Genomic DNA, 10,669 nt, shown 5'->3' with positions numbered 1-10,669 from the left:
CGATCTGGTCGAACGCCGGGTAGACGAAGCCGTCGAACTGGATCTCGCAGACCGGCCGGTAGCCGCGTAGGGCAAGGCCGACCGCCGTGCCGACGATGCCCGACTCGGCGAGCGGCGAGTCGATGACGCGCTCCTCACCGAAGTCCTTCTGCAGGCCCTCCGTGATGCGGAAGACGCCGCCGAGCTTGCCGATGTCCTCCCCGATGAGAACGACCTTGGAGTCCCGCTCCATCGCCTTGCGCAGGCCGCTCGTGATGCTCTTGCCGAGGGTGACCTTCTCGAGCGCCATCAGTTCGCCTCCTCGAAGCTCGCCTGGTAGGCCAGGTAGGCAGCGCGCTCGGCCTCCATGACCGGGTGGTCCTCCGCGTAGATGTGGTCCCACATCGTCTCTCCCGGCGGCGTCGCCATGGTGATGCAGCCCTCACGGAGCTCGGCGGCGAAGTGGTCCGCCTCCTCGTCGACCTGGGTGAAGAAGGAGTCGTCGGCCCAGCCCTCCCGGGACAGGTAGGTCTTGAGCCGCAGGATCGGGTCGCGGAACTTCCACTGCTCGACCTCCGCCGAGACGCGGTACTTCGTCGGGTCGTCGGCCGTCGTGTGTGCACCCATGCGGTAGGTGAAGGCCTCGATGAGCAGCGGGCCGTTGCCGTTGCGCGCCTCGTCGAGGCAGTGCTGCGTCACGGCATACGTCGCGAGGACGTCGTTGCCGTCGACGCGCAGGCCGGGGAAGCCGAAGCCGCGGGCGCGCTGGAAGAGCGGGATGCGGGTCTGCTTGGAGACCGGCTCGGAGATGGCCCACTGGTTGTTCTGGCAGAAGAACACGACCGGGGCGTCGAAGGACGCGGCGTAGACGAAGGCCTCGTTGACGTCGCCCTGGGAGGACGCGCCGTCACCGAAGTAGCAGATGACGGCGGTGTCGCGATCGGGGTCGCCGGTGCCCATGTTGCCGTCCATCTTCACGCCCATGGCGTAGCCCGTCGCGTGGAGCGTCTGGGCGCCGATGACGATCGTGTAGAGGTGGAAGTTGTGCTCCTTGGGGTCCCAGCCGCCCTGGCTCACGCCGCGGAAGAGCTGGAGGGAGCTCTGCGGGTCCATGCCCCGGACGAAGCCGACGCCGTGCTCGCGGTAGGTCGGGAAGCACATGTCGTGCTGCTTGAGGGCGCGGCCCGAGCCGACCTGGGCAGCCTCCTGGCCGAGCAGGCTGGGCCAGAGCCCGAGCTCGCCCTGACGCTGCAGCGCGTAGCCCTCCGCGTCGAGGCGTCGGATGAGGACGAGATCGCGGTAGAAGCTGCGCAGGTCGTCGGGCTGGAGGTCCGCGACGTACTTGTCGTAGTCGGGGTGGGAGATGCGCTCGCCCTCGGGGGTCAGCAGTTGGATCATGTCCGGGCCACCGTCGCCGACTGCGGGGGTCGGCTCGTGCAGCTCGGCGACTACTTTGTCGCTCACTGGGGCTCCTTCACCGGAGTGGAGATCCGGCATTCTGGTCGGGCCGCGCGGGGGTCGCCCGCTGACGGCTGTGTCACACGCGCCCGCCGAGGGTGACGGCGGACACATGAGGGTCCTCGGCACGGAACTTACCGGAGCCCCCGAGGAATCTCACAATGCGGGACGGTGGACGGCCGAGACTCCCCCGTTCCCGGTCGTATGCCGCTGGGCTCGCTGCCGCACCCGAGCGCTCGCTCCCGGGTTGCCGCCGTCGACACCGCGTCGGTCTCACATATCCCTTGCGTGACAAAAGCGCCTGTTCTAGATTCGCTTGCATCATGCAAGTTACCCATGGAAGGGCACTCAGATGAGCAGCGATCTCACCCTGAGCTACACCGTCGAGCAGGACCGCCAGCAGGTCTTCGACGCGATCAACGACGTGCGCGGCTGGTGGGGCGAGGTGGTCGGGGACACCACGACCGTCGGGGCCGAGTGGGTCTACGCCGTCGCCGACATCCACTTCTCGAAGTTCCGGACGACCGCCCTGATCCCCGGCGAGCGAGTGGAGTGGCTCGTCGTCGACAGCCACCTCAGCTTCATCGAGGACAAGCAGGAGTGGACGGGCACGACCGTCCGCTTCGAGATCCAGGAGGAGTCCGGACCGGACGGCCCCACGCGGCTCACCTTCACCCACGTGGGCCTGAGCCCCGAGCAGGAGTGCTTCGGCGTCTGCGACACGGCCTGGCGACAGTACGTCCTCGGCAGCCTGCGGAACCTCATCCGGACCGGCGTGGGAACGCCGGGGGACTTCAGCAACCAGGAGTCACTCGACGCCGCCCTCGCGGGGACCGTGCAGTCGCCCCAGGTCTGAGTGTCAGAGCGACTCGACGACGGCGGTGAGTGGGCCTCCAGCATCGCCGGTGTTCACCGTTCCCTCGGGCTCGATGAGCACGGCGTGGACCTCGTCCTCCGCCACCGGGCAGTGCTCGACGCCGCGGGGGACGACGAAGAGCTGTCCCGGTCCGAGCACCACGTCGCGGTCGCGCAACCGGATCGTCAGGCGACCGGAGATGACGAGGAACAGCTCGTCGGTGTGCTCGTGGCTGTGCCAGACGAACTCGCCCTTGATCTTGACGACCTTGACCTCGTAGTCGTTCAGTCGGGCGACCGCCTTGGGCGACCAGTGCTCCGAGAAGAGCGAGAGCTTGTCCGCAAGGTCGATGACGTCAGCGTCCATGTGTCCAGCATGAGCGCGCCCCGTGCGGCACGCACCCCATTTCCCTCTCGAGCGGGTGGTGTCGACGACGAAACCTCCCCCAAGGTCGAGTGGCCCCGAATGCCGGGGCTTCCCCCTGCATTTCGGGCCACTCGACCGGGTGAGTGTGGACGACGGGGCCTGCCCACTGGTCGAGTGGCCCCGAATGCTCGGGCCCGACCCTGCATTTCGTGGCCACTCGACCTGCATTTCGTGGCCACTCGACGGGCGGGTCAGGTCCGACCGGGGTTGCGGAACCAGTCGTCGTCAGGCGAGGCGTCGGTGAACCCCACCGGTTCAGCGGGTTCGGACGCGGTCGGCCGGGATGACTCGGCGAGCGAGGTCGCCTGCGTCCGCTCACCGTGCACGATGACTCCCCCAGCGCCGCTGCGCCCGGACGTCGGCGCGCGGTCCTCCACTGCGCGGGCCTCCGCGGCGCGGGCCGCTGCCTGCTGCCACACCCGGCGTCCGACGACGACGCCCGGACGCCAGGCCAGGACGACGACCGCAAGAGCAAGCAGCACGACGCTCATCGCCTCGAGCACCCCCGCGGCAGTGTCCTCCACCGAGGTGCCGGCCTCGGGTCCGAACCACCCGGACCCGGCCTGGCCCACGCGTTGGACCAGGGAGTGCAGGGCGTAGGTGCCAACGACCGTCGCGCCGATGGCGCCGAGTGTCCGTGCATGGACTCCGGGCACGAGCAGGAGCAGGGCGGCTGCGGCCAGGCCGACCACGACAACCGCAATGAGCAGAGCCAACAACGGCGTGTTGGCCATGATGGGGCCTTGCTCGACCCCAGCGGGCGGGTCCGCCAGCTCGAACCGACCCCAGCTCCAGACGAGCTGGACGAACTCCTGAGGCTGCGGGAGGTCCTCGAACCCCTCGGCCGGGTCCACCGAGAACGACACCTCAGGCCGGTAGACCACTCTTGCCGTCGGCCAGATGATCGAGGGCGCGAGCGCGATCGCGCCTGCCAGGGCGAGCAGGCCGCTCCATGTCCGGCCCGGGACGACCTTGACGCCCATCCGCCGCCCTCCGTCCCACACCGTCGTCGCCTGGTCTGCTACCGCGCGCCGAACTTCTCGGCGACCTCGAGGAGCCTGGTGTTCGCCTCGGTCTCTCCGATCGTCACGCGGACACCGTCGTCGCCGTACTGGCGCACCATGAGCCCGGCCTCCTCACACGCCTGCGCGAAGGCCGTCGACTCGCCGCCCAGCGGGAACCAGACGAAGTTCGCGTCCGACTGCGGAAGCTTCCACCCCTGGTCCTCGAGCGCCTGGACCACCCGCTCGCGCTCGGCGACGAGGGACTCGACGCGCTCGCTCAGCTCGTCGAAGGCGTCGAGCGAGGCGACCGCCGCGGCCTGGGCAAGAGAGTTGACCCCGAACGGGGTAGCCGTCTTGCGGATCGCCGCCGCGACCTCCGGGTGGGCGACCGCGAAGCCGACGCGGAGCCCCGCGAGTCCGTAGGCCTTGGAGAACGTGCGCAGGACGACGACGTTGGGCCGCTCGCGCCAGACCTCCAGCCCGCGGACGGCCTCCGGGTCCCGGACGAACTCGACGTAGGCCTCGTCGATGACGACGATGACGTCGACGGGCACCCGGTCGAGGAAGGCCTCCAGCTCCGCGCGATGGACCGAGGGCCCGGTCGGGTTGTTGGGCGTGCAGACGAGCACGACGCGCGTGCGGTCGGTGATCGCGTCTGCCATCGCATCGAGCCGGTGGCGCGCGCGGTCGTCGAGCTCGACCATGACGGGCGTGGCCCCAGCCAGCTGCGTGACGATCGGGTAGGCCTCGAAGGACCTCCACGCGAAGACCACCTCGTCGCCGGCGTCGCACGCGGCCTGCACGATCTGGGCGAGCACGGCGACCGAGCCGGTGCCGGTCGCGATGCAGTCCGTCGACACGCTCAAGGCCCGCCCCAGCCGTTCGCGCAGCGCGACCACGGCCATGTCCGGGTAGCGGTTGATGGACGCCGCAGCCTCGGTGATCGCCGTGACGACGGATGGCAGTGGCCCGTAAGGGTTCTCGTTGGACGACAGCTTGTAGGGCGTCACTCCCACGGGCGCCGTCGCCGGCTGGCCGGGCTTGTAGTCCGGCATCCGCCCGAGGACCTGGCGCAGCCGCACGGTGGGGGACGCACCGGGCGCGGTTGTGGAGGGGATGACGGCTTCGTCGCTCATGCCCTCCACTCTATTGACGGCGGCAACCCGTGCACCGCTCCTACACTTGCGGCGTGCGCGACACGGTGGACGACCACGTGGAGGCCTGGGCCGCTGAGCTGCCGTGGCTCGACCCCGTCAAGGAGGCGATCCTCACGCGGATGGCGATGGTCGTCCGGCACATCACCCACACCCGGTCCGGCCTGATCCTCGACGAGGACCTCACCCTGCGCGAGTACAAGACCCTCGTCAAGCTCAGGCAGCTCGGGTCGCCGTGGGAGACCAACCCATCCGCCCTCGCCGAGCTCGTCGGCCTGACCCGTGGTGCCATGTCGCAGCGCCTCGCCCGGCTGGAGGGGCTCGGCTTCGTCGCGCGCCGCCAGGAGGGCGCCGACGGGCGACGGGTCACCGTCGGTCTCACCGACCGCGGACTGGAGACCGTGGAGCGGCTCATGGTCGAGGAGGAGCGGTCCGAGCTTTCGGCGCTGTCAGGCCTGTCGCCGGATGAGCGTCAGGCGCTCGCCGACCTGCTGCGCAAGGTCACGCGGTCGGTCGACGACCACGGTCCCGCCAACGAGTGAGGCACCTTCCGTCACGAGGGCGACGACATGGCCGCCGCCTCTTCGGCGAGCCGCACGGCGCCGATGGCCTGCGCCCACCGGGCGACCTCCGCCGCGAGCAGCACGGCTCCCGACTCGTCGCCGCGGTCACGGGCCAGCAGGGCCAGGACCATGAGCTGCGCGAGGACCTGCGTGACGCCGCCGGCCCTCGCGGCGTGCCACGCCGAGGACTCCCACATCTCCCTCGCCGTCGCCGCATCGCCGTCGTCCCGGGCGTGGTCGCCGAGGTGGCGCAAGGCCTCGAAGGCAAGGTAGTCGTCCCCGGCGGCGCGGGCCGCGTCGAGCGCGGCGTGCAGGTGCGACGGAGCCACGTCCCGCGCGCCGTAGAGGTTGTCGTGGATGACTCCGAGGTAGAACTCGGCCCAGCCCCGGCGGCGCAGGTCCGGCGCCCCATCACGCACCCCGACCGTCCGATCACGCAACGCATCGACGTCGCCCGGATCACGACCTGCCGGCGAGCCCAGCTCTGTCCCCGGCGCGAAGAGCTCCCGGGCATAGGACTCGCGCACGCGGAGGAACTCGACGTCCCACGCGGAGCCCGCGTCCCCGACGACCCCTGACGAGACGGCTGCGCCGGCCGCCTCGAGGGCATCCTCGACGCCGTCCCCCTCCCCGGTCACGTAGCGGGCGTCGACCGCGAGCTCGGCCAGGACGACGGCCAGGCGGGGATCGGCACCGCTCTCGGCGAGCGCGCGCGCCTCGTCGAAGCGGGCGGCTCGCGCGAGCGCTCGAACCGAGCGGATGACGACGTCGACGGGCAGGGTGATCGGGTTGGTCGAAGTGGAGGTCACCATGCCGGCCACCGTCGTCCATCTGGCGAAGTTTCCACAAGGAAACCACCGGCGGGGCCCCTGGCGCCGGGGGAGACGGGAAGGCCGGTCGAGAGGACGGGACGGGACTGCGCGGAGGGTCCCGACACGTGGACCCGGCACAGCGGCATACGACTCGATGTGGCTAGGCTCACAGTGTCGCGTCAACGCCGCCTCGACACTCTTGCAGACCACACACGAAGGACGCTGCACATGCGCATCGGCATTCTCACCGGGGGCGGGGACTGTCCCGGCCTCAATGCCGTCATCCGGGCGACGGTCCGCGCCGCCGAGGTCACCTACGACAGCACCGTCGTCGGCTTCCGCAACGCCTGGCGGGGCGTCATGGACAACGACTTCGAGCTGCTCGACGTCGATCGCTGCCGGGGCATCCTGCCCCTCGGCGGCACCATCCTCGGCACGAGCCGGGACCAGCCGTTCGCCTTCGAGGACGGCTTGAAGAAGGTCCGCAAGGCCTACGACCGGCACGGGCTCGACGCCATCGTCGCGGTCGGCGGGGAGGGGTCGATGAATGTCGTCTCGCGTCTGCACGAGAACGGCTTTCCCGTCATCGGCGTGCCCAAGACCATCGACAACGACATCTCCCTCACCGAGATGACGTTCGGTTTCCAGACGGCCGTGCAGATCTGCACCGACGCGATCGACCGGCTCCACACGACCGCGGAGTCGCACCACCGGGTCCTCGTCGTCGAGGTCATGGGTCGGCACGTCGGCCACATCGCGATGTGGTCCGGGATCGCTGGTGGCGCCGCGATCACACTGGTGCCGGAGGAGCCCTTCGACATCGCAGAGGTGTGCGAGCGGATCGTCCACCGGCATCGCAAGGGCCGCTTCGCGACGATCATCGTCGCCGCCGAGGGCGCCGTCCCGAAGCCCGGGACGATGGAGCTGCCCGAGCCGGAGATGGACAAGTACGGCCACCAGATCCTCGGCGGCATCGGCTCGATCCTCGCCCGAGAGATCCAGGGCCGCACGGGCATCGAGAGCCGCATGACTGCGCTGGGGCACATCCAGCGCGGCGGCTCACCCGTGGCGTTCGACCGCGTCCTCGGAACCCGCTTCGGCGTCGCTGCCGTCGAGGCCGCCCTGGACAGCGACTGGGGCCAGATGGTCGCCCTCCAGCAGGGCAACATCGAGCGGGTCCCGGTCAAGGAGGCCGTCCGCCAGCTCAAGGTCGTCGACCCGGACCTCCTCCGGCTCAACGCGATGTTCCGGCCGCGCATCCCCGGAGACGAACACCCCGGCATCTCCGCCGACCGGCTTGGGCGCGTGGAAGACTGACGCCATGCTGCTCAACTTCGTGATCAAGACCGTCATCAACGGCATCGCCTTGTGGATCGCCGCCCTCCTCGTCGACGGGATCACCTTCGGCGACGAGCCGGACACGTGGGCCGTCGTTCGCACCGTCGTGCTCGTCGCCCTGATCTTCGGCATCCTCAACACCTTCGTGCGCCCGATCGCGAAGATCGTGTCGCTGCCGTTCATCATCCTCACGCTGGGGCTGTTCGTCTTCATCATCAACGCGTTGATGCTCCAGCTGACGTCATGGCTCGCGGACCAGTTCGACCTGGCGTTCCGCGTCGAGAGCTTCTTCTGGGACGCGGTGCTCGGCTCGCTCATCATCACCTTCGTCTCGATGATCCTCGGTTTCTTCAATCCCAAGGACTGACAAGCGATTTCGTATGCCGCTGGGCCCGCTTCCCCAGGCGAGGCGGGCCCACGCATGTGGGAGTGCTGCGTTCAGGTGTCGCTCGCCGGGGTGGCGACGAGCCCCGACTGGTAGGCCATCACGACGAGCTGGGCGCGGTCGCGGGCCCCGAGCTTGGTCATCGCGCGGCTGACGTGGGTCTTCGCCGTCGCCGTGCTGAGCACGAGGCGTTGGGCGATCTCGTCGTTGGACAGCCCGTGGGCGACGAGCGTGACGACCTCGAGCTCGCGAGAGGTCAGGATGTCGAGCGCAGACGAGCTCGCCAGGTTGGCCGGCCGGGCGACGAACTCGCTGATCAGGGTGCGTGTGACCGCCGGCGACAGGAGTGCGTCTCCGCGCACCGCGACGCGCAGCGCCTGGAGCAGGTCGGCCGGCTCGGTGTCCTTGAGGAGGAATCCGCTTGCACCCGCACGGAGCGCGGTGAAGACGTACTCGTCGAGGCCGTAGTTCGTCAGGACCACGACGTGCACGGCATCGAGGGAGTCGTCGGCGACGATCCGACGGGTCGCCTCGATGCCGTCCATGACGGGCATCTGCACGTCGATGAGGACGATGTCGGGATGGAGGGCACGCGTGCGCTCGACGGCCTCCGCGCCGTTGGTCGCCTCCGCCACGACCTCGATGTCGTCCTCCGCGTCGAGCAGGGCGCGGATCCCGGTGCGGATGAGGGCCTGGTCGTCCGCGAGGAGCACGCGGATCACGGCGCAGCACCACCCATGGGAAGCTCCGCGGACACTTCGAAGCCACCGGCGGCGAGCGGCTCAGCGTGGAGCCGGCCGCCGAGCGCGGTGACCCGCTCACGCATGCCGATGAGTCCCAGCCCCGGCACGGGAGGCTCGGTGACGTGGGCACCGTCGTTCGACACGCGCACGGTGAGCCGACCCGGCTCGTGTGACACGTGCACGGTCGCGTTCACCGGTCCCGCGTGTCGCCTCACGTTCGTCAGCGCCTCCTGGACGATGCGGTATGCCGCTGAGTCGACGTCCGGTGGGACGTGTCGCGGGGTGCCGCTCTCGCTGAGGGTCACCGCGACCCCTCCCGCCTTGGCGCGCTCGAGGAGGACGGGCAGCTGGTCCAGACCGGTGCCGGTGTCGGCCTGCTCACGCAGGGCGCTCAGCGTCGACCGGAGCTCTCTCGTCGCGTCGGCGCTGGCCTCGACGATGGCCCGCAGTGCCGGTGTCACCTCCTCGCCACGCTTCTCTGCCAGGTGCGCCGCGACTCCCGCCTGGACCTTGATGACCGAGATGCTGTGCGTCAGCGAGTCGTGCAGGTCCCGGGCGATCCGGAGTCGCTCCTCGACCGCCCGACGTCGCGCGACCTCGTCGCGGCTCCGCTCGGCCTCCTCGGCGCGAGCCTCGATCTCGCGGATCCGGGCCTGCCAGAGTCGCAGGGCCGCTGCGGTCGCCACCGCTGACACGAGCCAGCCCGTGGCGTAGAAGCGACGCCATCCGCGGTCGGTGCGCACAGGTGCCTCCTCGCCGTCCGGGACATACACGGCGGGGCGCCGACCCTCGCCGATGCTCGTGACTCTAGGCGCACCGTTCCCCGTGCCGCATCCCCTCGTGGGAGTAGTCGCGGACTACTGCCGCCGACGTATGTCACGACGGCTGGCAGGTCATGAGGAGGTCGGCGAAGTGTCGCCCCCCAGCCGACGCGCGATGGGCAGTCGACCGCTGATGATCGACCACATGAATCCGCCGCTCTTCATTGCCCACCAAGGGAATCCATCATGACGACCAGCCATCTGGCCGTGGAGGCTCACGATCTCGTCAAGACCTTCGGTGCCACGCGGGCAGTCCACGCACTCAGCCTCAGCGTGCCCGTGGGCACCGTGCTCGGGCTGCTCGGGCCGAACGGTGCGGGAAAGACGACGACGATCCGCATGGTCACCACGCTGACCGCCCCGGACTCCGGAACCATCGAGGTCTTCGGTCGCGACCTGGCGAGCGATCCCGAAGGGGTGCGCGCGCGCCTCAGCGTGACCGGGCAGTTCGCCTCCCTGGACGACGATCTCACTGGGTCGGAGAACCTGGTCCTCCAGGCTCGTTTGCGCGGTCTCCGCGGTCGGGCGGCCGCGGTGCGGACAGAGGAGCTCCTCGAGGTCTTCGGGCTCGGGACCGCCGCTCGACGCGTCGTGTCGACCTACTCCGGCGGGATGCGGCGTCGACTCGACCTCGCTCTCGGCCTCGTCGTGACCCCGGACCTGCTCGTGCTGGACGAGCCCACGACCGGGCTCGACCCACGCAGCCGGGCGGAGGTCTGGGACATCGTCCGGGCCGCCGTCTCCGATGGCGCGACCGTGCTGCTCACGACGCAGTACCTCGACGAGGCAGACCAGCTCTCGGACCGGATCGCCGTGATCGACCACGGACGGCTCGTCGCCGTGGACACGCCCGACGAGCTCAAGCTCGCCGTGGGGTCCGGAGTCCTCACGGTCCGCGTGGTCGACCCGAGGCGGCGCGACGACGCGGCCCGAGTCCTCGCCGGGGCCCTTCGTGCACCGGTCGACCTGACCAGCGATCCCGCCACCGTGCGGGTGCGTCTCGCGCGGACGGGCGGGGACACGGCCGAGGACGTCAACCAGGCGCTCATCCAGCTGTCGCGTGCGGGCATCACCCCGGCGGCCTACGCCCTCGGCCAGCCGAGCCTTGACGAGGTCTTCCTGGCCCTGAC

At 70.0% G+C, this 10,669-nt stretch carries 12 protein-coding genes and 1 pseudogene; 5 read left to right on the top strand and 8 right to left on the bottom strand.

Annotation, left to right across the window (positions count from 1 at the left end):
• A pseudogene (locus tag LOY02_RS15100) lies at positions 1-289 on the bottom strand (alpha-ketoacid dehydrogenase subunit beta); the annotation flags it as partial.
• Positions 289-1,476, bottom strand: a complete 1,188-nt coding sequence (gene pdhA / locus LOY02_RS15095) for a pyruvate dehydrogenase (acetyl-transferring) E1 component subunit alpha (protein WP_410505961.1) — start codon at positions 1,474-1,476, stop codon at positions 289-291. The gene pdhA and the pseudogene LOY02_RS15100, both read right to left, overlap by 1 nt.
• Before the next feature lie 313 nt (positions 1,477-1,789).
• Between pdhA and LOY02_RS15090 the strand changes: the two genes are divergently transcribed.
• Positions 1,790-2,293, top strand: a complete 504-nt coding sequence (locus tag LOY02_RS15090; protein ID WP_317183186.1) for an SRPBCC domain-containing protein — start codon at positions 1,790-1,792, stop codon at positions 2,291-2,293.
• 3 nt (positions 2,294-2,296) lie between these two features.
• On the opposite strand, the gene LOY02_RS15085 is transcribed toward LOY02_RS15090, so the two are convergent.
• The 3 genes from LOY02_RS15085 to hisC form a co-directional block, all read right to left on the bottom strand.
• Positions 2,297-2,659, bottom strand: a complete 363-nt coding sequence (locus LOY02_RS15085; protein ID WP_317183185.1) for a cupin domain-containing protein — start codon at positions 2,657-2,659, stop codon at positions 2,297-2,299.
• Between the two features lie 251 nt (positions 2,660-2,910).
• On the bottom strand, positions 2,911-3,702 hold the full coding sequence (locus LOY02_RS15080) for a hypothetical protein (RefSeq protein ID WP_317183184.1): 792 nt from the start codon (positions 3,700-3,702) through the stop codon (positions 2,911-2,913).
• A 38-nt stretch (positions 3,703-3,740) separates the two neighbouring features.
• A complete protein-coding gene (gene hisC / locus LOY02_RS15075) occupies positions 3,741-4,859 on the bottom strand; it encodes a histidinol-phosphate transaminase (RefSeq protein WP_317183183.1) in 1,119 nt (372 codons plus the stop codon).
• A 53-nt stretch (positions 4,860-4,912) separates the two neighbouring features.
• Here hisC and LOY02_RS15070 point away from each other — a divergent pair, with 53 nt between their 5' ends.
• Positions 4,913-5,419 (top strand): MarR family winged helix-turn-helix transcriptional regulator, encoded by a 507-nt coding sequence (locus LOY02_RS15070; protein WP_317183182.1) that lies wholly within the window; start codon positions 4,913-4,915, stop codon positions 5,417-5,419.
• 11 nt (positions 5,420-5,430) lie between these two features.
• On the opposite strand, the gene LOY02_RS15065 is transcribed toward LOY02_RS15070, so the two are convergent.
• Positions 5,431-6,252, bottom strand: coding sequence for a hypothetical protein (locus LOY02_RS15065; protein ID WP_317183181.1), 822 nt, complete (start codon positions 6,250-6,252; stop codon positions 5,431-5,433).
• Positions 6,253-6,480: 228 nt separating this feature from the next.
• Here LOY02_RS15065 and LOY02_RS15060 point away from each other — a divergent pair, with 228 nt between their 5' ends.
• Both LOY02_RS15060 and LOY02_RS15055 read left to right on the top strand, forming a co-directional pair.
• Entirely contained in the window at positions 6,481-7,569 is a 1,089-nt protein-coding gene (locus tag LOY02_RS15060) for an ATP-dependent 6-phosphofructokinase (RefSeq protein WP_317183180.1), read from the top strand.
• Positions 7,570-7,573: 4 nt separating this feature from the next.
• Positions 7,574-7,957, top strand: coding sequence for a phage holin family protein (locus LOY02_RS15055; RefSeq protein ID WP_317183179.1), 384 nt, complete (start codon positions 7,574-7,576; stop codon positions 7,955-7,957).
• A 71-nt stretch (positions 7,958-8,028) separates the two neighbouring features.
• Here the strand turns inward: LOY02_RS15055 and LOY02_RS15050 are convergent, their stop codons facing one another.
• Positions 8,029-8,697: a response regulator transcription factor gene (locus tag LOY02_RS15050; protein ID WP_317183178.1), complete on the bottom strand. Its 669-nt coding sequence runs from the start codon at positions 8,695-8,697 to the stop codon at positions 8,029-8,031.
• Positions 8,694-9,461 (bottom strand): sensor histidine kinase, encoded by a 768-nt coding sequence (locus LOY02_RS15045; protein ID WP_317183177.1) that lies wholly within the window; start codon positions 9,459-9,461, stop codon positions 8,694-8,696. The genes LOY02_RS15050 and LOY02_RS15045 overlap by 4 nt, the downstream gene beginning before the upstream one ends.
• Before the next feature lie 264 nt (positions 9,462-9,725).
• Here LOY02_RS15045 and LOY02_RS15040 point away from each other — a divergent pair.
• Positions 9,726-10,669: ATP-binding cassette domain-containing protein (locus tag LOY02_RS15040; RefSeq protein WP_317183176.1), on the top strand; the 944-nt coding region annotated here is incomplete at its 3' end.

The sequence above is a fragment of the Intrasporangium sp. genome (assembly GCF_032907665.1).
Lineage (GTDB): Bacteria > Actinomycetota > Actinomycetes > Actinomycetales > Dermatophilaceae > Intrasporangium.
The sequence above is the reverse complement of the archived record's forward strand: the minus strand, read 5'-3'. Positions and strand labels throughout refer to the sequence as shown.